The organism is Streptomyces sp. NBC_01618 (assembly GCF_045209435.1).
Lineage (GTDB): Bacteria > Actinomycetota > Actinomycetes > Streptomycetales > Streptomycetaceae > Streptomyces.
In genome coordinates, this window is sequence record NZ_CP109297.1 from 7,644,640 (window position 1) to 7,667,709 (window position 23,070).

Annotated in this window: 21 protein-coding genes and 2 pseudogenes; 19 read left to right on the top strand and 4 right to left on the bottom strand. The window is 69.2% G+C overall.

The features are described from left to right. Positions 1–23: 23 nt before the first annotated feature. From OH735_RS35595 to OH735_RS35605, 3 genes are read left to right on the top strand one after another with little or no spacing between them, the layout of a single operon-like run. Positions 24–839: an ABC transporter ATP-binding protein gene (locus OH735_RS35595; RefSeq protein WP_327271232.1), complete on the top strand. Its 816-nt coding sequence runs from the start codon at positions 24–26 to the stop codon at positions 837–839. Continuing rightward, positions 829–1,692: an ABC transporter permease gene (locus tag OH735_RS35600; RefSeq protein WP_406385781.1), complete on the top strand. Its 864-nt coding sequence runs from the start codon at positions 829–831 to the stop codon at positions 1,690–1,692. Before OH735_RS35595 ends, OH735_RS35600 begins: the two co-directional genes overlap by 11 nt. A gap of 55 nt (positions 1,693–1,747) precedes the next feature. After that, complete coding sequence (locus OH735_RS35605; protein ID WP_406385782.1) at positions 1,748–2,785, top strand: ABC transporter substrate-binding protein; 1,038 nt, start codon at positions 1,748–1,750, stop codon at positions 2,783–2,785. Between the two features lie 108 nt (positions 2,786–2,893). Here OH735_RS35605 and OH735_RS35610 read toward each other — a convergent pair. Next, positions 2,894–3,418 (bottom strand): annotated as a pseudogene (locus OH735_RS35610) (transglycosylase domain-containing protein); the annotation flags it as partial. A 591-nt stretch (positions 3,419–4,009) separates the two neighbouring features. On the opposite strand from OH735_RS35610, the gene OH735_RS35615 reads away from it, so the two are divergent. From OH735_RS35615 to hypE, 15 genes are all read left to right on the top strand, one after another. Next, complete coding sequence (locus tag OH735_RS35615; protein WP_406385783.1) at positions 4,010–5,818, top strand: hydrogenase maturation protein; 1,809 nt, start codon at positions 4,010–4,012, stop codon at positions 5,816–5,818. 49 nt (positions 5,819–5,867) lie between these two features. After that, a complete protein-coding gene (locus OH735_RS35620) occupies positions 5,868–6,947 on the top strand; it encodes a hydrogenase expression protein HypE (protein ID WP_406385784.1) in 1,080 nt (359 codons plus the stop codon). An 83-nt stretch (positions 6,948–7,030) separates the two neighbouring features. Continuing rightward, entirely contained in the window at positions 7,031–8,815 is a 1,785-nt protein-coding gene (locus OH735_RS35625) for a nickel-dependent hydrogenase large subunit (RefSeq protein WP_406385786.1), read from the top strand. Beyond that, positions 8,812–9,402 (top strand): hypothetical protein, encoded by a 591-nt coding sequence (locus OH735_RS35630; protein WP_406385787.1) that lies wholly within the window; start codon positions 8,812–8,814, stop codon positions 9,400–9,402. The genes OH735_RS35625 and OH735_RS35630 overlap by 4 nt, the downstream gene beginning before the upstream one ends. Further along, a complete protein-coding gene (locus OH735_RS35635; RefSeq protein WP_406385789.1) occupies positions 9,399–10,067 on the top strand; it encodes a DUF5947 family protein in 669 nt (222 codons plus the stop codon). Before OH735_RS35630 ends, OH735_RS35635 begins: the two co-directional genes overlap by 4 nt. Next, on the top strand, positions 10,064–10,765 hold the full coding sequence (locus OH735_RS35640; RefSeq protein WP_406385791.1) for a DUF6084 family protein: 702 nt from the start codon (positions 10,064–10,066) through the stop codon (positions 10,763–10,765). The genes OH735_RS35635 and OH735_RS35640 overlap by 4 nt, the downstream gene beginning before the upstream one ends. Continuing rightward, complete coding sequence (locus OH735_RS35645) at positions 10,762–12,210, top strand: hypothetical protein (protein ID WP_406385793.1); 1,449 nt, start codon at positions 10,762–10,764, stop codon at positions 12,208–12,210. Before OH735_RS35640 ends, OH735_RS35645 begins: the two co-directional genes overlap by 4 nt. Beyond that, positions 12,207–12,755: a hydrogenase maturation protease gene (locus OH735_RS35650; protein WP_406385795.1), complete on the top strand. Its 549-nt coding sequence runs from the start codon at positions 12,207–12,209 to the stop codon at positions 12,753–12,755. Before OH735_RS35645 ends, OH735_RS35650 begins: the two co-directional genes overlap by 4 nt. A gap of 4 nt (positions 12,756–12,759) precedes the next feature. Further along, entirely contained in the window at positions 12,760–12,876 is a 117-nt protein-coding gene (locus tag OH735_RS35655) for a DUF6893 family small protein (protein ID WP_406385797.1), read from the top strand. A 122-nt stretch (positions 12,877–12,998) separates the two neighbouring features. After that, a complete protein-coding gene (hypA, locus tag OH735_RS35660; protein WP_406385798.1) occupies positions 12,999–13,391 on the top strand; it encodes a hydrogenase maturation nickel metallochaperone HypA in 393 nt (130 codons plus the stop codon). A gap of 3 nt (positions 13,392–13,394) precedes the next feature. Then, positions 13,395–14,216: a hydrogenase nickel incorporation protein HypB gene (gene hypB / locus OH735_RS35665; RefSeq protein ID WP_406385800.1), complete on the top strand. Its 822-nt coding sequence runs from the start codon at positions 13,395–13,397 to the stop codon at positions 14,214–14,216. After that, a complete protein-coding gene (gene hypF / locus OH735_RS35670; protein ID WP_406385801.1) occupies positions 14,213–16,654 on the top strand; it encodes a carbamoyltransferase HypF in 2,442 nt (813 codons plus the stop codon). Before hypB ends, hypF begins: the two co-directional genes overlap by 4 nt. Positions 16,655–16,707: 53 nt before the next feature. Then, the gene (locus OH735_RS35675; protein ID WP_406385802.1) at positions 16,708–17,028 is read left to right on the top strand and encodes a HypC/HybG/HupF family hydrogenase formation chaperone; all 321 of its coding nucleotides are present in this window, start codon (positions 16,708–16,710) and stop codon (positions 17,026–17,028) included. Continuing rightward, the gene (hypD, locus tag OH735_RS35680; RefSeq protein ID WP_406385803.1) at positions 17,025–18,152 is read left to right on the top strand and encodes a hydrogenase formation protein HypD; all 1,128 of its coding nucleotides are present in this window, start codon (positions 17,025–17,027) and stop codon (positions 18,150–18,152) included. The genes OH735_RS35675 and hypD overlap by 4 nt, the downstream gene beginning before the upstream one ends. 58 nt (positions 18,153–18,210) lie before the next feature. Then, positions 18,211–19,266, top strand: coding sequence for a hydrogenase expression/formation protein HypE (gene hypE, locus OH735_RS35685; RefSeq protein ID WP_406386882.1), 1,056 nt, complete (start codon positions 18,211–18,213; stop codon positions 19,264–19,266). Between the two features lie 96 nt (positions 19,267–19,362). On the opposite strand, the gene glpK is transcribed toward hypE, so the two are convergent. From glpK to OH735_RS35700, 3 genes are all read right to left on the bottom strand, one after another. Continuing rightward, complete coding sequence (gene glpK, locus OH735_RS35690; protein WP_406385805.1) at positions 19,363–20,880, bottom strand: glycerol kinase GlpK; 1,518 nt, start codon at positions 20,878–20,880, stop codon at positions 19,363–19,365. Between the two features lie 46 nt (positions 20,881–20,926). After that, positions 20,927–21,772 (bottom strand): MIP/aquaporin family protein, encoded by an 846-nt coding sequence (locus OH735_RS35695; protein WP_406386883.1) that lies wholly within the window; start codon positions 21,770–21,772, stop codon positions 20,927–20,929. A 135-nt stretch (positions 21,773–21,907) separates the two neighbouring features. Beyond that, positions 21,908–22,312, bottom strand: coding sequence for an ArsR/SmtB family transcription factor (locus tag OH735_RS35700; RefSeq protein ID WP_406385806.1), 405 nt, complete (start codon positions 22,310–22,312; stop codon positions 21,908–21,910). 177 nt (positions 22,313–22,489) lie between these two features. Between OH735_RS35700 and OH735_RS35705 the strand changes: the two are divergent. Continuing rightward, positions 22,490–23,020, top strand: a pseudogene (locus tag OH735_RS35705) (heavy metal translocating P-type ATPase); the annotation flags it as partial. Positions 23,021–23,070 lie beyond the last annotated feature (50 nt).

A 23,070-nucleotide genomic window follows, 5' to 3' on the forward strand; every position in this document is an offset into this window, starting at 1 on the left:
CGCCGCACTTAGCGTCCCGCTCCATGAACAGCGATACGAGCCCCGCCATCGAGCTGCGGGGGGCGAGTAAAGCGTTCCGGACTCCGTCGGGGACGCTCCACACCGCCGTACGGGATCTGGACCTCACGATCGGGCGCGGCGAATTCGTCGCCGTGGTCGGCCCGACCGGCTGCGGCAAGTCGACCACGCTGACGCTGGTCAGCGGTCTGGAAGAGCCCACCGAGGGGGAGGTGCTGGTCGGCGGCGAGCCGGTGCGCGGCATCGGTGACAAGGTCGGCTTCGTCTTCCAGCAGGACGCGGTCTTCCCCTGGCGGACCGTGCTGTCCAACGTGATGGCCGGTCCCCGCTTCCGTGGCGTGCCGAAGCCCGAGGCGAAGGAGCGGGCCAGGGAATGGCTCGCCCGGGTCGGCCTCTCCTCCTTCGAGGACCGCTATCCCCACCAGCTGTCCGGCGGTCAGCGCAAGCGGGTCGCCCTCGCGGCCACCTTCGTCAACGACCCCGAGATCCTGCTCATGGACGAACCCTTCTCCGCGCTCGACGTGCAGACCAGGGCCCTGATGTCGGACGAACTGCTGGAACTGTGGGCCGGTACCGGCGCCTCCGTCGTCTTCGTCACCCATGACCTGGAGGAGTCCATCGCGCTGGCCGACAAGGTCGTGGTCATGACCGCGGGACCGGCCACGATCAAGGAGGTCTTCGAGATCGACCTGCCCCGTCCTCGCAAGGTCGAGCAGGTGCGTCTGGAACCCCGGTTCATCGAGATCTACCGGGAGATCTGGTCCTCGCTCGGTGAAGAGGTCCGTATCACCCGCGAGAGGGGTGCGTTCAATGTCGCCTGAAACCATCACCGCGAGCGCCCCCGTCACCAAGACCGAACGCACCCAGGCCCGGGCGCGGGCCGCCCGGAACCGCAAGTACCTGGTGCTCGGCAGCCGGGTCGCGGTGCTCCTCGCGGTCATCGGACTGTGGGAGTGGCTGGCCCGGACCGCGGTCATCGACCCGTTCAACTTCTCCATGCCGTCGAAGATCTGGGACCAGATCCGCACCTGGGTCGTCGACGGCACCGCCCAGGGCTCCCTGTGGGAGCAGATCTGGTACACGCTCTACGAGGCGCTGCTCGGCTGGGTCATCGGTGTGATCGCCGGTGTGCTGCTCGGCATCGCACTGGGCCGCGTCCGGTTCGCCGCCGATGTCCTCGGCCCGTACATCAAGGTGCTCAACGCCCTGCCGCGTATCGTGCTCGCGCCGATCTTCCTCATCTGGTTCGGCCTGGGGCCGGCCTCGAAGGTGGCCTCCGCGGTCGTCCTCGTGTTCTTCCCCGTCTTCTTCAACGCCTTCCAGGGAGCCAGGGAGGTCGACCGCAACCTCGTCGCCAACTCCCGCATCCTGGGCGCCAGCAACCGGCAGGTCACCCTTCAGGTGGTCATCCCCTCGGCCACTTCGTGGATCTTCACCAGCCTGCACGTGAGCTTCGGCTTCGCGCTCATCGGCGCCATCGTCGGCGAGTACATCGGTGCCACCAAGGGGCTCGGGCTGCTGGTCGCCGCCTCCCAGGGCACGTTCAACGCCGCCGGTGTCTACGCCGCGATGGTCATCCTCGCGATCGTCGCGCTGCTGGCCGAGGGCCTGCTGACCTTCCTCGAAAAGCGGCTCTTCCGCTGGAAACCGGCCGACGCCGACACCGCCCGCTGACGCCCGCCGCACACCCGTACACCCGATCTTTTTCTTCACAAGGACGTGAATTCAGATGCGCACATCCACCCGGATCTCGGCCGTCGCTGTCGCAGGGGCGCTCGCCCTGACCACCCTGACCGCCTGCGGCGGCGACTCCACCTCGGCCTCCGGTGACAAGAACGACAAGGTCAAGATCATGGTCGGGGGCCTGGACAAGGTCATCTACCTGCCCGCGATGCTCACCGAGCGGCTCGGCTACTTCAAGGAGGAGGGGGTGGCGGTCCAGCTCCTCACCGAGCCCGCGGGCGTCCAGGCCGAGACGGCCCTGGTCTCCGGCGACGTCCAGGGCACGGTGGGCTTCTACGACCACACCCTCGACCTTCAGGTGAAGGGCAAGCAGGTCGAGTCGGTCGTCCAGTTCTCTCATGCTCCCGGCGAGGTCGAGATCGTCTCGAACCAGGCGGCGGGTGACATCAAGTCGGCGAAGGACTTCAAGGGCAAGAAGCTCGGAGTGACGGGTCTCGGCTCCTCGACCGACTTCCTGACGAAGTACCTTGCCGTGAGCAACGACGTGCAGACCAGCGAATTCACGCCCGTGGCCGTCGGAGCGGGGCAGACGTTCATCTCCGCGCTTCAGCAGGGATCCATCCAGGGTGGCATGACCACCGACCCGACCGTCGCCACCATCCTGGACAAGAAGCTTGGCAAGATCCTCATCGACATGCGGACCCCCGAGGGCTCCCAGCAGGCGCTCGGCGGCCCCTACCCGTCCTCCAGCCTCTACATGCAGACCGAGTGGGTCAACAGCCACAAGGAAACCGTCCAGAAGCTGGCCAATGCCTTCGTCAAGACGCTGAAGTGGATGTCCACGCACAGCGGCGACGAGATCGCCGCGAAGATGCCGGCCGACTACGCCCAGGGCGGTGGAAAGGCGCTCTACGCACAGGCCATCAAGAACACCCTGCCCATGTTCACCGCGGACGGCGTCATGCCCGCGGACGGCCCCGCCACCGTCGAGCGTGTGCTGAAGGCATTCAACCCGAACCTGAAGAACGCGAAGGTGGACCTCGCCAAGACGTACACCACGGAGTTCGTCAAGAAGGCGAACTGACCCAGGGCGTCTACGACGCCCGCGCACACCGGACCGCGAAGCCCCGGCCCTCAACGACTCGTCACGTCCTGCGAGTTGTTCGAGGCCAGGGCTTCGCGGTCCGCGTTCATTCTTGACGTACTGCTGGGTGATGGTCGATCCGCCCTGGGTGTCCCCATCGCCGACGGTGCGCCACAGCGCGCGGGTGATTCCCTGCGTCGATATGCCGTGGTCCGAGTAGAAGTCGGCGTTCTCGGCCGCCAGCACGGCCTATCGGACGTCGTCGGGGATCTTCGGCAGGGGCATTTCCTGGCGGCTCACCCAGCCCGTACGGGCCATGGGAGTGCCGTCGGCCCAGTAGTAGACGGTATCCTGCTGGGTGGCGAAAGCGTTGAGGTCCTCGGGGATGTCCGTACGCGCATAGGCGATGGCCACCACGGTCGTCCGCGTTGCGGTGAACATCAGGAACGTACCCACGACGAGCCGCCACGAGGGCACCCACCTTCGCCAGCCGCGTCGGCCCGTGCGCGGATAGTCCGGCTTGCGAGGCAGGCGCAGACGCGGTCGGTCCGCCTGTTTTCTGCACCTCTTGCCGGGGGCTAATACGGCCCGAGCGGCATGTGCCGTTCTGCTGAATATTTTGTGCTGTGTCATTCCGTCCAGCCATGACAGGCCGGGCCGGCCGCAGACTACGACCGTGCCCGTACACGTGTAGTGGTCATTGCTCGTGCGCCGCCCCACGCCGTTTCGGCCGGCCCTCCGTGGCCCCGCGGACACCTGCCGGCGTTCGGCGGGGCGGCAGGGTCATGCGTCCCGGCCGGTGTATGGCATGTGCATCCCCAGGTTCAGTTCAGGCCGTGCGGCTGCTGATCGGTCCGAAACGCCCAGAGGGCGGCCACGCGCTTCCCCCTTGCCGACTCCGCCACAGCAAAGGCCAAAGCGCGACCGAGAGTTGCGTCGTGAAGTCACGTAAAGATAACAGGCCGCCGGGGCGGGCCGTGCCGCCCGGCGCCGACCGGCTGCGGCGGGTGCGTAGTTGAGCTCGGAATGAGCGCTCGGTCCCGTGTCATGCCGTTGTCCGGTTCATTTCGATCCGCTGTGCGCGGGGCTCGGTCCACGGGTTCCACTGAGCGGTCGTCGGTACGTTCGCTTTCGGGTGACTTCGCGGCCGGTTGCCGCTGGAGCCCCGACCGCGATACCCCACCATCGCTACCAGCCGGATCTGCCCGGCGTTGGGAGATTGCCATGCACATTCTGATCGTGGCGAGCGCGTTCAACAGCCTCACTCAGCGTGTTCATGCTGAGCTGAGGGACCGAGGTCACGCCGTAGCGGTGGAACTCGCAACTCCGGACGCGTCCGCTCGCGACGCGTCGCTGCGGCGAGCCGTCCACGAGTTCGCGCCCGACCTCGTCCTGGCTCCGTTGCTGAAGACCGCCATCCCCCGGGACGTGTGGGCGGCGCACACCTGCCTCGTCGTCCACCCCGGCCCGCCCGGCGACCGCGGGCCCTCCTCCCTCGACTGGGCCATCCACGAGGGCGCGGACACCTGGGGCGTGACGGTCCTGCAGGCCGACGAGGAGATGGATGCCGGAGACATCTGGGCATCGGCCACCTTCGCGGTGCCTCCGGTGGGCAAGAGCGACCTGTACCGCAACGAAGTCTCCGACGCCGCGTTGCGGGCCGTGCACCTCGCCGTCGAGCGTTTCGCTTCCGGTACGTACGTCCCTCGTCCGCAGACCGGCGGGGACGAGGAACTGCGTATCCGTACGCGGCCGTATTTCCGCCAGGAACACCGTCGCATCGACTGGGAGTCGGACTCCACGGAAACGGTCCTGCGTAAGCTGCGGGCCGCCGACTCGTTCCCCGGAGTGCTTGACGAACTGCTCGGGGGTGAATGGTTTCTGCACGGGGGGCACCCGGAGCACGAACTGCGCGGCAGGCCGGGCGAGCTGGTGGCCGTACGGGCAGGGGCCGTCTGCCGGGCCACGGCCGACGGCGCGGTGTGGATCCCCGAACTCCGCCCCCGCCGCACGCCGGGCGGGCCCGCCACGTTCAAACTGCCCGCCGTGACGGCGCTCGCAGGGCGTCTGCCCGCACTGCCCGAGCATCCCGCGCCGCTGTATGAGGAAGGGGGCCGGCACGGCTGGAGCGACATCCACTACCGGGAGGTGGGGCAGGCCGGGTTCCTCTCGTTCTCCTTCCCCGGCGGTGCGATGAGCACGACGCAGTGCCGACGCCTGCACGACGCCTACCTGGTGGCCTGCCGGCGGCCCACCTCGGTGCTGGTGCTGGGAGGCGGCCGGGACTTCTTCTCCAACGGCATCCACCTCAATGTCATCGAGGCCGCCGCCGACCCCGGCGAGGAGTCCTGGGCCAACATCAACGCCATGGACGACCTCGTGGAGGCCGTGCTGACCACCACCGACCGGCTGGTGATCTCCGCCGTGGGCGGCAACGCGGCCGCGGGCGGGGTGATGCTCGCTCTGGCCGCGGACGAGATCTGGTGCAGGTCGGGCGCGGTGCTGAACCCGCACTACCGACTGATGGGGCTGTACGGCTCCGAGTACTGGACGTACACGCTGCCGCGGCGGGTAGGGAGCGCCGCCGCGGATCGCCTTACCGGCGATGCGCTGCCGGTGAGCGCCGAAGCCGCGGTGCGACTCGGACTGGCCGACCGGACGGTCGACTGCGCTGCCCAGTCGTTCGCGGACGAGATCACTCGGCTTGCGGCCCGTCTCGCCGCGTCGCCCGCGGCACAGGCGCGGATCGCGGCGAAGAAGACCGAACGGGACCGGGACGAGGCCCACAGACCGCTCGCCGACTACCGCGAGCAGGAGCTGGCGGCGATGCGGCGGACCTTCTTCGACCCACGGTCGCCCTACCACGCACTGCGGCGCGCGTTCGTCCACAAGGATCCCCCCTCGGGCCGCCCCTCGCACCTCGCCCCGGCCGCCGGATCCGCAGGGGAACGACCCGCCTTTGGGCCCGGTGTCACCACGTTGGCGGCACATGATGGTGTACCCGCACCGAAGGCTTGCTACCAAGAACAGTGAAGGCCGATATGTCGGCCTTCACTGTGTCTCTTTCCAGGGAGGCATCCTCATGGATGCAGCAACGTCGAACACCGTGGACGCATCCGCTGCGGCCACCGGAGAAGAGTCCCCGATCCATATCCTCTGGATCAACGCGGGGCTGAGCTGTGACGGCGACTCGGTGGCCCTGACCGCTGCGATGCAGCCGAGCATCGAAGAGATCGTGACCGGTGCGCTGCCCGGTCTGCCCAAGATCGAGGTCCACTGGCCGCTGATCGACTTCGAATGCGGCCCGGTGGGCGGTGCGGACACGTTCATCGAGTGGTTCTTCAAGGGCGAGCGCGGCGAGATCGATCCCTTCGTCCTGGTCGTCGAGGGTTCCATCCCGAACGAGACGATCAAGCCGGAGGGCTACTGGTGCGGCTTCGGTGACAACCCGGAGACCGGCCAGCCGGTCACCACCAGCGAATGGATCGACCGGCTGGCGCCGAAGGCCCTGGCCGTCGTCGCCATCGGCACCTGCGCCACGTACGGCGGAATCCACGCGATGGCCGGCAACCCGACCGGTGCCATGGGCCTGCCCGACTATCTCGGCTGGGACTGGAAGTCGAAGGCCGGGATCCCGATCGTGTGCGTGCCCGGCTGCCCGATCCAGCCGGACAACTTCTCGGAGACCTTGACGTACCTGCTCTACCAGGCGGCGGGATCCGCTCCGATGATTCCGCTGGACGACAAGCTCCGCCCCACCTGGCTGTTCGGCGCCACAGTGCACGAGGGGTGCGACCGGGCCGGGTACTACGAACAGGGTGAGTTCGCCGAGACCTACGACTCGCCCAAGTGCCTGGTCAAGCTCGGCTGCTGGGGTCCCGTCGTCAAGTGCAACGTACCCAAACGCGGCTGGATGAACGGCATCGGAGGCTGCCCGAACGTGGGTGGCATCTGCATCGCCTGCACCATGCCGGGCTTCCCCGACAAGTTCATGCCGTTCATGGACGAACCGCCGGGCGCCAAGGTCTCCGCCACCGCCAGCGGTGCCTACGGAGCGGTCATCCGCAGGCTCCGGTCGATCACGGCGAAGACCGTGGACAAGGAGCCCAAGTGGCGGCACAAGAGGGACCGGCTGACCACTGGTTACCGGCCTCCGTGGTGAACCCGTTCAGGACACCGACGGCACTGCGCATCTCCCGGTGACGACCCCACCTCACGCTTCTCAGAAGGGCTACGGCACACACGATGGCACCGACAACGAAGGCGGCCGGCGACGGCAGCGGCCTGGTGGAGATGGCCTGGGATCCGATCACCCGGATCGTGGGCAGTCTCGGTATCCATACGAAGATCGACTTCAAGCAGAAGCGGGTCGCGGAGTGCTACAGCACCTCGTCGGTCTTCCGTGGCTACAGCGTCTTCATGCGGGGCAAGGACCCCAGGGACGCGCACTTCATCACCAGCCGCATCTGCGGGATCTGCGGTGACAACCACGCCACGTGTTCCGTGTACGCGCAGAACATGGCGTACGGGGTGAAGCCGCCGCACCTCGGTGAGTGGATCATCAACCTAGGCGAGTCCGCAGAGTACATGTTCGACCACAACATCTTCCAGGAGAACCTGGTCGGGGTGGACTACTGCGAAAAGATGGTCCGCGAGACCAATCCCGGTGTCCTGGAACTCGCCGAGCGCACCGAGGCGCCGCACGCCGGGGAGCACGGATACCGCACGATCGCCGACATCATGCGCTCGCTCAACCCCATCGAGGGCGAGTTCTACCGCGAGGCACTCCAGGTGAGCCGCTACACGCGGGAGATGTTCTGCCTGATGGAGGGGCGCCACGTGCACCCCTCCACGCTCTACCCGGGCGGTGTGGGCACCGTCGCCTCCGTCCAGCTCTTCACGGACTACCTCAGCCGCCTCATGCGCTACGTGGAATTCATGAAGCGGGTCGTGCCCCTGCACGACGACCTGTTCGACTTCTTCTACGAGGCCCTGCCCGGGTACGAAGAGGTTGGGCGCCGACGGGTGCTGCTCGGCTGCTGGGGAGCGCTCAACGACCCCGAGCACTGCGACTTCACCTACGCCAACATGAGCGACTGGGGACGGAGGATGTTCGTCACCCCGGGTGTGATCGTGGACGGCAAACTGGTCACCAACGACCTGACCGAGATCAACCTCGGCATCAGGATCCTGCTGGGCAGTTCGTACTACGACGACTGGCAGGGCAAGGAGCAGTTCGTCACCCACGACCCGCTCGGCAACCCGGTCGACCCACGCCACCCGTGGAACCAGCACACGATTCCCGCGCCGCAGAAGCGGAACTTCGACGACAAGTACAGCTGGGTGATGTCGCCGCGCTGGTTCGACGGCAAGGACCACCTGGCCCTGGACACCGGCGGCGGCCCCATCGCCCGGCTGTGGTCCACCGCCCTGTCCGGGCTCGTCGACGTCGGCTACGTCAAGGCCACCGGACACAGCGTCGTCATCAACCTGCCCCGCACCATGACCAAGCCCGAGACCACCTTCGAGTGGCAGATCCCGAAGTGGAGCAACGCGCTGGAGCGCAACCGCGCCCGCACGTACTTCCAGGCGTACGCGGCCGCGATCGCGCTGCACTGCGCCGAAAAGGGGCTTGAGGAGGTCCGCGCCGGACGTACCCGGACCTGGGAGAAGTTCGACGTCCCCGACGAGAGCATCGGCGTCGGATTCACCGAGGCCGTGCGGGGCGTGCTGTCCCACCACATGGTGATCAGAGACGGCAAGATCGCCAACTACCACCCCTACCCTCCGACGCCGTGGAACGCCAGCACCAGGGACACCTACGGAACTCCCGGGCCCTACGAGGACGCCGTGCAGAACACTCCGATCTTCGAGGAGAACCCGCCGGAGAACTTCAAGGGCATCGACATCATGCGCACCGTGCGGAGCTTTGACCCCTGCCTCCCGTGCGGCGTCCACATGTACGTCGGCGGCGGCCGAACCGTGCAGAAGATGCATGTGCCCACCGGTCTGAGCGGACTCGGCGGATGAGCGCGACCACACATACCGCGGCGGCGAAGGTGCTCGACGCGGAGCAGGCCGGGCGCCGCATCGAAGAGGTGCTCGAACAACTGACGGCAGCCGGTGACCGGAAGACCTCCGCGACGGCCGAGGAATTGGTCCGCGCCCTGATGGAATTCTACGGGGCAGGGCTCGCCCGGATCATCGACGGGCTCCTGACCGCACCGGGCCGCGATACCGGCGAAACCCTGGACGCACTCCTGGGCGATGGCCTCGTGTCGAGCCTGCTGGTCCTGCACGACTTGCACCCCGAGGACACCGGCATGCGCATCGGGCGGGCCCTCGAAGCCGTGCGTGATCCCGTCGAGGTGGTGAGCTTCGACGACAGCACGGGCACCCTGCGCCTGCGGACCGCCGGCACGGGCGGCTGCGGCTGCGGTGGTGCGCCCGCCGCACAGCTGTCCGTCGAGAATTCCCTGGCCTGCTTCGCACCGGAAGTCACCACGGTCGAGATGGAGCCCGCCTCCACCGGTCGGGAGCCGGCACTCCTTCAGATCGGAACCCGCCCGCCGCAAGGCGCGTCGACCGCCCGTCCGGCCCCGGCCGGGCCGTCATGAGCGCGCCTGGGACGTGGGCCGGGCGGTCCGCGCCCGCCTCGGGCGTACACACCCTGCGGCGGTTCGCGGTACCGCGTGAGCCGCGGCAGGAGCGGTGCGAACTGTGCGGAGTGCTGGTTGCCGAGGACAACCACCGGCATCTGGTGGACGCCGAGCAACGGTCGCTGGCGTGCGCCTGCACCCCGTGCGCCCTGCTCTTCGAGCGGCCCGGCGCTGCCCACGGCCGGTTCCTGAGCGTCCCGGACCGCTACCTCGCCGACCACGACCACCGCCTCGACGACAACGCGTGGGAGCTCCTGCAGATCCCGGTCAGCGTGGCGTTCTTCTTCCGTAACGCCGCACTGGACCGGCTGGTGGCGCTCTACCCGAGCCCCGCCGGAGCCACCGAGAGCGAACTCGATCCGTCGGCCTGGCAGGCGGTCCTCGGCGGCAGCCGTCTATCCGAGCTGGTCGAACCCGACGTGGAAGCCCTGCTGTTGCGCCGCTCCGAGGGCCGGACCGGGTGCTATCTGGTACCGATCGACATCTGCTACGAGCTGGTGGGACGCATGCGCCTGCTGTGGCAGGGCTTCGACGGCGGAGCCGAGGCCCGGGCCGAGCTGCAGGCATTCTTCGAACACATCGAACGCCGCGCCGGGACAACGGTGGGGGAGCGTCGGCCATGACGGACTTCACCTTCGCCTGCACCGGCGTACGCGCCGATCCGTACGCAGCCGGCCCCACCCTCGTTTTCCGGCTGCGCATCACCGCGTCCGGACAAGCGCGGGTCCACGCGCTCGCGCTGCGCTGCCAGATCCGCATCGAACCGGCCCGGCGCGGCTACGAAACGGCTGAGGCCGAAGGCCTGATGGACCTTTTCGGAGAGCGCTCACGCTGGGGCAGCACACTCCAGCCCGTGCAGTTCGCCCAGGTTCCGGTCATGGTTCCCGCGTTCACCGGGGAAACCGAGACGGACATCGTCGTGCCCTGCACGTATGACCTGGAGATCGCCGCGACACGGTACATGAACGCGCTGACGGATGGTGAGGTGCCGCTCCTGATGCTCTTCTCCGGCACCGCCTTCACCGGCTCCGGCGGCTTCCGGGTCGAGCCGGTGCCGTGGGACCTGGAGGCGCCGTTCCGGATGCCGGTGGCGGTGTGGCAGGAGATGGTCGATCAGCACTTTCCCGGGTGCGGCTGGATCCGTCTTCCCCGCGACACCATGGACGCGCTGCTCGAATTCCGCTCCCGGCACGCACTGCCGTCCTGGGAGGCGACCGCCCGGGCGCTTCTCGACGCGGCCGGGACCACGGCCCTCTTGCCGCCGCACGGAAGACTCGCCGACGCCGGGCTCACCGGGCTCGCCGAGAGGACGACGCAATGACCACATCCGCGCTCACCCCCGCGCTGGAAGCCCGTTTCGCCGCCGCCCGGGGTGTGGCCGACGCGGTCCTCTTCGAGGGCTACGTCCTGTACCCGTACCGCGCGTCGGCGGCCAAGAACCGGCTCCGCTGGCAGTTCGGGGTGCTCGTGCCTCCGGCCTGGGCGGCGGCCGCCGAGGAGCACGACTTCCAGCACACCGAGTGCCTGATGGAACCGAAGGCGGACGCGACGCTGGCGGCCGAAATGCGGTTCCTGCACGCCCAGCGCCGTACCGTGCAGCAGATCCGCGAGGACGGCACCTTCCGGACCGTCCCCGAACTCCATCTCACCGACCGGGTCCTGGTTCCCTGGGACGAGGGCGCGGAGGAACGGGTCGAAGTGCTCACCACCGTGGCCGAGCTCACCGGCGACGGCGTCGTCGTCCACTTCACGCGCCCGGCACGCGAGGAGTACGAAACGGTCCGCGACGAGGAGGGCCGGACCGTGGGCCGCCTGGTGCGCCGCTGCGAGGAAATCAACGGCACGGTAAGGCTGTCCGCCGCCGAAATCGACGGCCCCTACCGGGCGATGCGGCTCACCGCCGTGGTGGAGAACACCAGCACCTGGACGCCCGACGCCGCTGACGCCGACCGCGATGCCGCGCTGCCCAGATCACTGGTGGCCGCCCACCTCCTCCTGGGCCTCGACGCAGGCTCGTTCCTGTCGATGACGGACCCTCCCCAGTGGGCCAAGGGCGCAGTCGCGGGCTGCCGGAACCTGCACACCTGGCCCGTACTGGCCGCAGAGCCCGGCCGTGCGGACCTGATGCTCTCGTCCCCGATCATCCTTGAGGACCACCCGGCCATCGCCCCTGAGAGCCCCGGAGCGCTGTACGACTCCACGGAGATCGACGAGATCCTCGCCCTGCGGACGGCCGCCCTGACCGACCACGAGAAGCGTGAGGCCCGGGGAACGGACGACCGGGCGGCCGCAGTGATCGACCTGGCCGATTCCATGCCCGCCGAGGTCCTGGAGCGGCTGCACGGCGCGGTGCGGGCCCTGCGGGAGGTCACCGAGCCGGGTGCACCAGCGGCCGTCGCGTCCGACGGATTTCCGCAAGTGCCGGAAGGGGCCGACGAGTACGACCTGATCAGGCCGGACCAGCCGTGGTGGGACCCGGCAGGCGACGGCGGCGCCGACCCGGCGCACGACCAGATTCTGGTGGACGGCCGGCCGGTGGGCGCGGGCAGCCGCGTCCTGCTGCGGCCGGGACTGCGCCGTACCGACGCCCAGGACCTCTTCCTCAAGGGCCGCAGCGCACTGGTCGAAGCGGTACTCCACGACGTGGACGGGGGAGTGCACCTCGCGGTCACCGTGGAGGGCGACCCCGGTGCGGACATCCGGCGCGAGCAGGGCCGGTTCCTCTACTTCCAGCCCGACGAGGTCGCGCCCCTGGAGGACGCATGACGGCGCCCTCGGAGCAGAGAGCGACGACTCTGATCGCGGGCGTCGGGAACATCTTCCTCGGCGACGACGGCTTCGGTGTCGAGACCGTACGACGACTGGCGTCAGGACCCCTGCCCGGCCACGTCGAAGCGGTGGACATCGGAGTGCGCGGAGTCCATCTCGCGTACCAGCTCCTCGACGGGTACGACACGCTGGTCCTGATCGATGCCACGCAACGAGGCGGCGAGCCCGGAACGCTGTATCTGATCGAGGCCGACCGGCCCGGCCGTATCGAGCCGCAGGAAGCGCTGCTCGACGGCCACCGGATGTCCCCCGACGCGGTCCTGACCCTGCTGGAAACCCTGTGCGCCGGAACGGGCTGCACGCCCCCGGTGCGCACGCTGGTCGTCGGATGTGAACCGGCCCGCGTCGACGAGGGCATCGGCCTGAGCGAGCCCGTCGCGGCTGCCGTACCGGAGGCCGTGAACATGGTCCTGCGCCTTGTGCGGGACGACGAACGGACCGCGCCCACCGCACAGTCGGCGGCCGGCCCGGTCATGAACTGAGGAGATGAACACCATCATGAAGAAGATCATCCTTGGCGGCGCGGTCGCCGCGGCTGTTGCCGCACTCGTGGCCCAGGTCATGCCCGACATCAAGCGCTATCTGCGGATTCGCGCCATGTGACGCCGCCGCATCCGTCACGCCCCGGGCTGCACCGAATGACGTACGCGGCGTGCGGCGTCGGCGAGCCAGCCCGGCTGCGGCCGCAACTCCCCGGTGTAATGACGCGGGCAGGACGGAGACCCATGCACGAGATGTCCATCGCCATGGCCGTCGTCGGCCAGGTGGAAGAAGCAGCCCGGGCCGATGGCGCCGTAGCCATCACATCGGTCCGGCTCCAGGTCGGCGAGCTCGCCGGGGTGGTCCCCGACGCACTGTCCTTCTGCTTCGAACTGGCCTGTGCCGGGACCGTGCTGGAAGGCGCCGAACTGGTGGTCGACTCCGTGCGGGCGAGAGCACGCTGCGAGCCCTGCGCGGACGAATGGGTGGTCGGAATGCCACCGCAGCTGTGCTGCCCCGTGTGCGGCGAGGCAACCGCAGAACTGCTCTCGGGCCGCGAACTCCGGATCGCCGACGTCCACTGGGACGAAGGGCCTGCGCAGAGACGTATCCGTGAACCGATTTCCGAGGAGCGCTGAACCATGTGCCGTGTGGTCGATCTCCAGCAGGCGGTACTCGCGAAGAACGACACGACGGCGCACCGCCTGCGCACCGAACTCGCTGCCCGCGGCACCGCGGTCGTCAATCTGCTCTCCAGCCCGGGCAGCGGCAAGACGGCACTGCTCGAACGTGAATTGGTACTGGCCCGGGAGACCGGCGTCCCCGTGGCGGCGCTGACCGCCGACCTGGCCACCGAGAACGACGCCACTCGCCTGGCCCGCTCCGGCGCCCCGGTCAAGCAGGTGCTCACCGACGGACTCTGTCATCTGGAGGCCCGGATGCTGGGCGGGCACCTCGACGGGTGGCTGCCCGAGGACACCCGGCTCCTGTTCGTCGAGAACGTCGGCAACCTGGTCTGCCCGGCCTCGTACGACCTCGGCGAAACACTGAGGGTCGTCCTCGCCTCGGTCACCGAGGGCGAGGACAAGCCGCTGAAGTACCCCACCGCCTTCGGGCTGGCGCACCTGGTGCTCGTCACCAAGACGGACATCGCCGAGGCGGTGGAGTTCGACGAGGACGCGTTCCGTGCCCATGTTGAGCAGGTCAATCCCGGTGTGGAGGTGATCCTCACCTCTGCCCGGCGCGGTGCCGGTGTCGGGGCGCTTCTCGAACGGGCACTGGGCGCCGCGAACGGCGCCCCGGTCCACCGGCCCGTCATGGCCCGGCAACGCCGGTCCACGCACCCCCATACCCACGCGGAACACGGCGAGGCCTCTCATGACAGGCCCCACACGCATCCCGGCGAAGACGTGCCGGGCGCCGCGACGGACGCGTCCGGCGCCACGGCGCACACCCGCGCGTGACGACGCAAGGGTCCGGCCCGGCCACGGGCGAGCCGGTGCAGCGCCGCCGGATCACCGTCCGTGGCGTCGTCCAGGGCGTCGGATTCCGGCCCTACCTGTACACGCGCGCCCTCGGCATGGGCCTGGCCGGACACGTCACCAACACCCCCGAGGGCGTCGTCGCGGAAGTCGAGGGCTCACCGGCTGCGGTGGCCCTGTTCTGCGACGGGATCGCCGCCGACGCACCACCCATGGCCGTCCTCGATTCCGTCGAGCACAGGGACGTTCCCGCAGCCGGCGGTGCGGGCTTCACCATCGTCGCCTCCCGGGCCGGCGGGCCTTCCCGCACGCTGGTCCCTCCGGACGTGGCCACCTGCGCCGACTGCCTCGCCGAGTTGGCCGATCCCGCGGACCGGCGCCACCGGCACCCCTTCATCACCTGCACCAACTGCGGGCCACGGTTCACCATCGTCACGGAACTGCCGTACGACCGCGCGCACACCACCATGGCCCGCTTCCCCATGTGCCCCGACTGCGCCCGCGAGTACGCGGACCCGGCGGACCGCCGCTTCCATGCCCAGCCGGTCGCCTGTCACCGATGCGGGCCCCGCCTCGATCTGCTGGTGGCACACCCGGATCCGGACGGGCCTTTGCGACGCGCGACCGCAACGGACCCGGTCGCCGAGGCCCGCAGGCTCCTGGCCGGCGGCGCGATCCTCGCCGTCAAAGGGCTCGGCGGCTACCACCTCGCCTGCGATGCGGCCAGCCCCCGGGCCGTGGCCGCACTGCGCCGCCGCAAGGCCCGTGGCGACAAGCCGTTCGCCTTGATGGCCCGCGACATCACCGACATCGAACACCTCGTCCATGTCGGCGTCGAGGAGCGGGCCCTGCTCACCGGCGTCGCCCGGCCGATCGTCCTGCTGAGGCGCCGCAGCCACGCCGCCCCCGGTGGGCCGGGCGCTCCGGCACCGTCGGACGACGTCGCCCCGGGCAGTCCCGACCTCGGCGTCATGCTCGCCTACACCCCCTTGCACCACCTGCTCCTCGGCCTGCCCGGCGACCCGGCCGGCCCGCGCCTGCTCGTCATGACCAGCGGCAACGTGGCCGGGGCGCCCATCGTCACGGACGACGCCGAGGCGCTGGACCGGCTCGCCCCCCTGGCCGACGCCTGGCTGACCCACGACCGCCCGATCCATGTACCGTGCGACGACTCCGTCGTACGCGTCTGTGACGGGGAACCGCTGACGGTACGCCGGTCACGCGGTTACGCCCCCCGGCCCGTCGAACTGCCCTTCCCTGTACCGGCGATCCTCGCCGCGGGCGGTGACCTCAAGAACACCCTGTGTCTGGCGCAAGGGCGCCGGGCCTGGCTGTCCGCCCACATCGGCGACATGGACGACCTCGCCACCCAACACGCCTTCGAGTACGCCGGACAGCAGCTGGAGACCATCACCGGGGTGCGACCCGGCACCCTGGCCGTCGACGGGCATCCCGGATACCGCTCGGGACAGCTGACCCGCCGTCTGGCCGGTGAACGGCAGGTCGTACGCGTACAGCACCATCACGCGCACATCGCCTCGACGATGGCCGAACACGGCCTGGACGGCACCCGGCGCGTGATCGGCGTCGCATTCGACGGCACCGGCTACGGCGACGACGGGGCCGTGTGGGGCGGCGAGTTCCTGCTGGCGGACTACGACGGATACCACCGGTTCGGGCATCTCGCGTACGTCCCCCTGCCCGGTGGCGACGCAGCCGTACACCGTCCGTACCGCATGGCCCTGGCACATCTGCACGCGGCGGGAATCGACTGGTCGCGCGACCTGCCGTGCACGGCTGCCTGCCGGACCGAGGAACTGAGCGTACTCTCAAAGCAGTTGGAGCGGAATATCCATTGCGTGCCCACCTCCAGCATGGGTCGGCTGTTCGACGCGGTCTCCTCCCTCACCGGCATCTGCCACCGGGCCGGATACGAGGCCCAGGCCGCCGTCGAACTCGAAACCGCCGCGCTTGGGGCGGCTGGGGACGACTGCGGCGGATACGAGTTCGCGCTGCGCCTTCCCGTACCGGACAGCGCGAGCGCACTGATCGCCGACCCCGCGCCCGTACTTTCGGCGGTGGTCGAGGACGTGCGCGCAGGTACCGCGCCGGGTGTCGTCGCGGCACGCTTCCACGAGGCGGTGGCCGCCCTCGTACGCAGCACCTGCGTCCTGGCGCGTCAGCAGCACGGCCTGGACACCGTGGCCCTGACCGGCGGAGTCTTCGCCAACACGCTGCTCTCCTCGGCCTGCGCCCGGACGCTGCGCGAGCTCGACTTCACCGTACTGAGACACCATCAAGTACCCCCCAACGACGGGGGGCTGGCGCTGGGACAGGTGATGGTGGCCGCCCGGAACCGCGCCCCCCGAACACCCGATGGCCGCATCGGCGCGGCGCGGGAGAGCGCGGCCACCCACTGACAGCCCGCCCGGCAGGACCGGGCGGGCGGGAGCAACCACAGCGAGGAGAAACCATGTGCCTGGCGGTGCCCGGCAGAGTACTGGAAATCGAGGAACGGGACGGCACACGCATGGCCACCGTCGATTTCGGCGGAGTGGTCAAGGAAGCGTGTCTGGAGTATCTGCCGGACCTTCAGGTCGGTGAGTACGCCATCGTCCACGTGGGGTTCGCGCTGCAGAAACTGGACGAGGAGTCGGCCAGGCAGACGCTCGAGCTTTTCACCCAACTCGGCATGCTCCAGGAGGAGTTCGGCGATCCATGGGAAATGGCGGCAGAGGCCGGCGGGCTGCCGCTGCCCGGCGCCGCCGAGGCATCGCAGGAGGTGCGGCAGTGAAGTACATCGACGAATTCCAGGACCCCGAGCTGGCCCGCAGGCTGCTCGACGAGATCCGCTCCACCGTGACCAGACCGTGGGCGCTGATGGAGGTCTGCGGCGGGCAGACCCACACCATCATCCGGCACGGCATCGACCAACTCCTCCCGGACCAGGTGGAACTGATCCACGGACCGGGCTGCCCCGTCTGCGTCACCCCGCTGGAAGTCATCGACAAGGCGCTGGAGATCGCCTCCCGTCCCGAAGTAATCTTCTGCTCCTTCGGCGACATGCTCCGCGTCCCCGGCACCGGACGGGACCTCTTCCGGGTCCGCAGCGAGGGCGGGGACGTACGCGTCGTCTACTCCCCGCTCGACGCGCTGAAGATCGCCCAGCAGAACCCGGACCGACAGGTCGTGTTCTTCGGAATCGGCTTCGAAACCACCGCTCCTCCCAATGCGATGACGGTCTATCAGGCAAGTAGGCTCGGCATCCGCAACTTCAGTCTGCTCGTGTCCCATGTCCGGGTGCCACCCGCGATCGAGGCGATCATGCGGTCGCCGAACTGCCGGGTTCAGGCATTCCTCGCCGCAGGACACGTGTGCAGTGTGATGGGCATGGGCGAATACCCCGAGCTGGCCGAACGGTTCGGCGTCCCGATCGTGGTCACAGGATTCGAACCGCTGGACATCCTGGAAGGGGTACGCCGCACCGTGGTCCAGCTGGAACGCGGCGAACACACCGTGGACAACGCCTACCCGCGCGCGGTGCGCCCCGAGGGGAACCCCGCCGCACTGGCCATGCTGCAGGACGTCTTCGAGGTGACCGACCGGGCCTGGCGCGGCATCGGCGTCATCCCCGACAGCGGTTGGCGGCTCGCCCCGCGCTATCGGGACTACGACGCCGAATACCGCTTCCAGGTGACCGGTATCGACACCCGTGAACCCGCCCAATGCCGCAGTGGAGAGGTCCTGCAGGGCCTGCTGAAGCCCCATGAATGCGAGGCGTTCGGCACCATCTGCACCCCTCGCACCCCACTCGGAGCCACCATGGTCTCCAGCGAGGGAGCCTGCGCCGCGTACTACCTCTACCGGCGGCTGGACATGAACAAGACCGCATCTCTGGAGGCGAGCCCCGTTGGCTGAGACCGTCGAGACCCCCACGCGCGGCGACCGAGCCGTTTCGGTAACGCCTCCCTCCGGCATCCCCCCGCTCGATCCCACAGCATGGACGTGCCCGGCCCCGCTGCGGGATCACCCACGCATCGTCATGGGCCACGGCGGTGGCGGCGCGCTCTCCGCCGAACTGGTACAACACATCTTCGCCCCCGCCTTCGGAGGTGAGACGCTCGCGCAACTGGGCGATTCGGCATCGGTGTCGCTGGGCGGCGCCCGCCTGGCCTTCTCCACCGACTCCTTCGTGGTGCGGCCGCTGTTCTTCCCCGGCGGCAGCATCGGCGACCTCGCGGTCAACGGCACCGTCAACGACCTGGCCATGAGCGGTGCGCGTGCCGCCTATCTGTCCTGCGGATTCATTCTGGAGGAGGGCGTCGAGCTCTCCGTCGTCGCGCGGGTCGCCGAGGCCTTCGGCGCCGCCGCGCGCAACGCGGGCGTTGAGGTGGTGACGGGGGACACCAAGGTGGTCGAGGCCGGCCACGGAGACGGCATCTTCATCAACACCGCCGGTATCGGCCTCATCCCGGCCGGCGTGGATCTGCGGCCGCAGCGTGTCGTCCCGGGTGACGTCGTGATCGTGAGCGGGGCGATCGGTGTCCACGGCGTGGCGATCATGAGCGTGCGTGAGGGGCTGGAGTTCGGAGTCGAGATCGCGAGCGACTGTGCCGCCCTGGGCGGACTCGTGGAGGTCATGCTCGCGGTCACCCCGGACCTGCACGTACTGCGCGACCCCACCCGCGGGGGACTCGCCGCATCCCTCAACGAGATCGCGGCCGCGTCGGGCACCGGCGTCCTGATCCAGGAGCGACACGTCCCCGTTCCCGCGCCGGTGGCCAATGCCTGCGCCATCCTCGGGCTCGACCCGATGTACGTCGCCAACGAGGGGAAGCTGGTGGCGTTCGTACCGCGCGAACACGCCGACGCGGTCCTGGAGGCGATGCGGGCACACCCGCTGGGCCGGGACGCGGCAGTGATCGGTGAGGCGGTGGACGCCCACCCGGGCATGGTGGTGGCCCGTACGGGGCTCGGCGGGACACGTGTGGTCGACCTGCCGGTCGGGGAGCAGTTGCCGCGGATCTGCTGACGTCATCGTTGCGTCGTGCGGGTCCGGCGCACCGGGACCTGACCCGCCGGACGCCGTAGGGTCGCGCTCGTACGGCGCGGTCGCCGGACCCCGACGTCATTCCACCCGCACCCAGTCCAGGGTGCGCTCGACCGCCCGCTTCCAATCGGTGTACCCCGCGGCGCGCCGCTCCTCGCTCCACTGCGGCTCCCAGCGCTTCGACTCCTGCCAGTGCGCCCTCAACTCGCCCTGGTCGCGCCAGAACCCCGTGGCGAGACCCGCCGCGTACGCGGCTCCCAGCGCGGTGGTCTCGGCGACGACGGGGCGACTGACGGGCACTCCGAGGACATCCGCCTGTATCTGCATGCACAGGTCGTTGGCCGTGACCCCGCCGTCGACCTTGAGTACATCGAGATGGACGCCGGAGTCCTGTTCCATCGCGTCCACCACATCCCGGCTCTGGTAACAGATGGCTTCCAGAGTGGCCCGCGCCAGATGGGCGTTGGTGTTGTAGCGGGCCAGGCCGACGATGGCTCCGCGGGCGTCCGAGCGCCAGTACGGGGCGAAGAGGCCCGAGAACGCCGGCACGAAGTACATCCCGCCGTTGTCCTCGACGGTCCGGGCGAGCCGTTCGCTCTCGGCGGCTTCAGTGATGATCTTCATCTGGTCCCGGAGCCATTGCACGGCGGACCCCGTGACCGCGATGGAACCCTCCAGGGCGTAGACCGCCGGACTCGTCCCGAACCGGTAGGCGACGGTGGTGAGCAAACCGTGCCGCGACCGGATCAGCTTCGTACCGGTGTTGAGCACGAGGAAGTTGCCGGTGCCGTACGTGTTCTTCGCCTCGCCCGGCTCGAAGCACACCTGCCCCACGGTGGCCGCCTGCTGGTCGCCGAGCACCCCGGTGACCGGAATCGCGGCCCGCAGCGGCCGGGACGTGCGTGTGCGGCCGTACGCCTCGGGGTCGGAGGACGGGTTGATGACCGGCAGCATCGCCTTCGGAATGCCGAAGATGTCCAGCAGTTCGTCGTCCCAGTCGAGCGTCTCCAGGTTCATCAGCATCGTCCGGCTGGCATTGGTCACGTCGGTGGCGTGGATGCCGCCGTCGGGGCCGCCGGTGAGATTCCACAGCACCCAGCAGTCGGTGTTCCCGAACACCGCGTGGCCCCGCTCCGCGGCCGCGCGGACCCCCTCGACGTGATCGAGGATCCACTTGATCTTCCCGCCGGAGAAGTAGGTGGCCGGAGGCAGCCCCGACTTGCGCCGGATGACCTCGCCGTGCCCCTCGTCCTCCAGGGCCCGGGCGATCGAGTCGGTACGCGTGTCCTGCCACACGATGGCGTTGCAGTACGGACGGCCGGTGCGGGGATCCCAGACGACGGTGGTCTCACGCTGGTTGGTGATCCCGATGGCGTCGAGATCGGTGGCGTCGAGACCGCTGGTGCGCAGAGCGTTCTGCATGACCGAGTTGGTGCGCTCCCAGATCTCCACCGGGTCGTGTTCCACCCAGCCGGGCCGGGGCAGAATCTGCTCGTGTTCCAACTGGTGCTTGGCCACTTCGTTTCCGTCGTGGTCGAAGACCATGAAGCGGCTGCTGGTGGTGCCTTGGTCCACCGCGCCGATGAAATCCGCCATGGCATGCCGCCTTTCCGCGGTCCGCCCTCGATGAAGGTACCGGGCGTCATTTCTCCTGGGGCAAGGGGAGGCTGCCCTCGGGTTCGGCTTCCGCGGCGGGCAGGAAGCGGCCGATGCAGGTCTGGTAGAGGAACGCGCCGACCGGGCCGCCCACGAGCGGGCCCACGATCGGCACCCAGAAGTAGAGATTGCCGTACTGGTCCCGCCACGCCCCTCCGTAGCCGGTGAGGAAACTTGCGAGCCGGGGCCCGAGGTCACGAGCCGGGTTGATGGCGTACCCGGCGTTGGTCCCGAATGCCATACCGATGGCGACAATGATGAGACCCACGATGAACGGGCTGAGATTGGCGCCCGGTGGCGTATTGAGCAGATCCGTGACGGCGAAGATCAGCAGCACGAGAATGGCGGTGCCGATGACCTGGTCCCGCAGCGCGCCCCACTCGTGGACAGGAAGTGCCGGGTTCCCGTTGGCGGGCAGCGTGGAGAAGATGAATTGCGTCTTGATGGTGTGTCCGGGATCCGCCTTCGCCAGCGCCTCGGTGTAATTCCAACGCACCAGCAAAGCAGCGATGAACGCCCCGGCGAACTGCGCGACGGTGTAGGGAGCCACCTTCTTCCAGGGGAAATCCTTGAAAGCGGCGAGCGAGAGAGTCACCGCAGGATTGAGGTGGGCTCCGCTCAGTCTGCCCGCCACATAAATACCCAGAGTGACTCCGAGCCCCCATGCCCAGGCGATGCTGTCGTGATTCCCGAGGCCACCCGGCGGTTCGGTGAGTGCCCCGCCCGCCACGACCTGAGCCACCACACCACAGCCCAACAGGATGAGAATCATCGTGCCGAGGAATTCCGCCGAGAGCTCGCCGACGAATCCCGACGCCTTGAGCCGCTCCATGGGCATCTCGCTTCCTGACCCGGTGCACGACCTTTGGCGGCATGGATCCACAGGTGAGCGTAGACGCAGAGAATCGCTCCCGCATTCGGTGGCGCGGGCCCGGAGGCGTCGGCGATCGCCGGCCTGCCGGTGGCCTCAGCGGACGGCGGCTCCCACCGCGTCTCCGGCTTCCACCGCTTCCTCCGCGGGGGTGTCGTGCAGGCCGAGGCGCAGGTGCTCGACGTGGAAGAGGGCCTGGTCGAGGAGTTCGGCGACGTGGTTGTCGTGCAGCGCGTAGATCACCGAGCGGCCCCGGCGCTCGCCGGTGACCAGGCCGAGGTTGCGCAGCAGCCGCAGCTGATGGGAGCAGGCGGACTGCTCCATGCCGACCGCGTCGGCGAGCTCCGTCGCCGGGCACGGCCCCTCCTGGAGGCGGGCGAGGATGCGGAGCCGCGACGGGGTGGCAAGGGCCTGGAGGGTGGCCGCCACATCGGTGGCCCCCACGGCGTCGAGGCGCTCGCGCGCGGTGGCAGCAGTGTTCGCGTCAGCTCCGTGGCCCATGCCCTACATCCTATGGAGATGAACACATGAATGGGTGTTCATGTGATCCTGTGTGCGGGGGTCGAAACAGTCCGCCTTCTCGTGTGAAGGATCACCGCCCATGTCTTTCACCCTCACCCGCCCGCCTTCGGCGGCCGACCCGGTCCGGACGCGGTCGTCACCGGACGGCGCACCCGGATCCTGGCTCTCCCGGAGGCCCGCTGGGCCGCGGCCGCCCTGGGGCTGTTCCTGTCGGCGCTGCCCCTGCACCTGCTCGGCGCCCCGTGGTGGGCGTGGGGCCCGCTGTACGCGCTGACGTACGTCGCGGGCGGCTGGGAGCCCGGGTGGGAGGGCCTGAAGGCCCTCAAGGACCGGAGGCTGGACGTGGATCTGCTGATGGTCGTCGCCGCCCTCGGGGCGGCGGCGATCGGGCAGGTGCTGGACGGCGCCCTGCTGATCGTCATCTTCGCCACGTCGGGCGCCCTGGAGGCGTTCGCCACCGCACGGACCGCCGACTCGGTGCGCGGCCTGCTCGACCTCGCCCCCGCCACGGCGGCCCGCCTCGGCGACGGCGGTGCCGAAGAGACCGTGCCCACCGCGCAGTTGAGGGTCGGGGACGTGATCCTGGTACGTCCCGGCGAGCGCGTCGGCGCCGACGGCCGGGTCCTCGACGGGGCCAGTGAGGTCGACCAGGCGACCATCACCGGCGAGCCGTTGCCGGTGACCAAGGGTCACCGGCGACAATCCGCGCGCCGCCGCCCGACTGGGCGCCGAGGCCG

What these genes read in the sequence shown, in the direction of transcription:
- OH735_RS35595 (WP_327271232.1), top strand. Translation starts at nt 24, where the DNA reads ATGAACAGCGATACGAGCCCCGCCATCGAGCTGCGGGGGGCGAGTAAA.
- OH735_RS35600 (WP_406385781.1), top strand. Translation starts at nt 829, where the DNA reads ATGTCGCCTGAAACCATCACCGCGAGCGCCCCCGTCACCAAGACCGAA.
- OH735_RS35605 (WP_406385782.1), top strand. Translation starts at nt 1,748, where the DNA reads ATGCGCACATCCACCCGGATCTCGGCCGTCGCTGTCGCAGGGGCGCTC.
- OH735_RS35615 (WP_406385783.1), top strand. Translation starts at nt 4,010, where the DNA reads ATGCACATTCTGATCGTGGCGAGCGCGTTCAACAGCCTCACTCAGCGT.
- OH735_RS35620 (WP_406385784.1), top strand. Translation starts at nt 5,868, where the DNA reads ATGGATGCAGCAACGTCGAACACCGTGGACGCATCCGCTGCGGCCACC.
- OH735_RS35625 (WP_406385786.1), top strand. Translation starts at nt 7,031, where the DNA reads ATGGCACCGACAACGAAGGCGGCCGGCGACGGCAGCGGCCTGGTGGAG.
- OH735_RS35630 (WP_406385787.1), top strand. Translation starts at nt 8,812, where the DNA reads ATGAGCGCGACCACACATACCGCGGCGGCGAAGGTGCTCGACGCGGAG.
- OH735_RS35635 (WP_406385789.1), top strand. Translation starts at nt 9,399, where the DNA reads ATGAGCGCGCCTGGGACGTGGGCCGGGCGGTCCGCGCCCGCCTCGGGC.
- OH735_RS35640 (WP_406385791.1), top strand. Translation starts at nt 10,064, where the DNA reads ATGACGGACTTCACCTTCGCCTGCACCGGCGTACGCGCCGATCCGTAC.
- OH735_RS35645 (WP_406385793.1), top strand. Translation starts at nt 10,762, where the DNA reads ATGACCACATCCGCGCTCACCCCCGCGCTGGAAGCCCGTTTCGCCGCC.
- OH735_RS35650 (WP_406385795.1), top strand. Translation starts at nt 12,207, where the DNA reads ATGACGGCGCCCTCGGAGCAGAGAGCGACGACTCTGATCGCGGGCGTC.
- OH735_RS35655 (WP_406385797.1), top strand. Translation starts at nt 12,760, where the DNA reads ATGAACACCATCATGAAGAAGATCATCCTTGGCGGCGCGGTCGCCGCG.
- hypA (WP_406385798.1), top strand. Translation starts at nt 12,999, where the DNA reads ATGCACGAGATGTCCATCGCCATGGCCGTCGTCGGCCAGGTGGAAGAA.
- hypB (WP_406385800.1), top strand. Translation starts at nt 13,395, where the DNA reads ATGTGCCGTGTGGTCGATCTCCAGCAGGCGGTACTCGCGAAGAACGAC.
- OH735_RS35675 (WP_406385802.1), top strand. Translation starts at nt 16,708, where the DNA reads ATGTGCCTGGCGGTGCCCGGCAGAGTACTGGAAATCGAGGAACGGGAC.
- glpK (WP_406385805.1), bottom strand. Translation starts at nt 20,880, where the DNA reads ATGGCGGATTTCATCGGCGCGGTGGACCAAGGCACCACCAGCAGCCGC.
- OH735_RS35695 (WP_406386883.1), bottom strand. Translation starts at nt 21,772, where the DNA reads ATGGAGCGGCTCAAGGCGTCGGGATTCGTCGGCGAGCTCTCGGCGGAA.
- OH735_RS35700 (WP_406385806.1), bottom strand. Translation starts at nt 22,312, where the DNA reads ATGGGCCACGGAGCTGACGCGAACACTGCTGCCACCGCGCGCGAGCGC.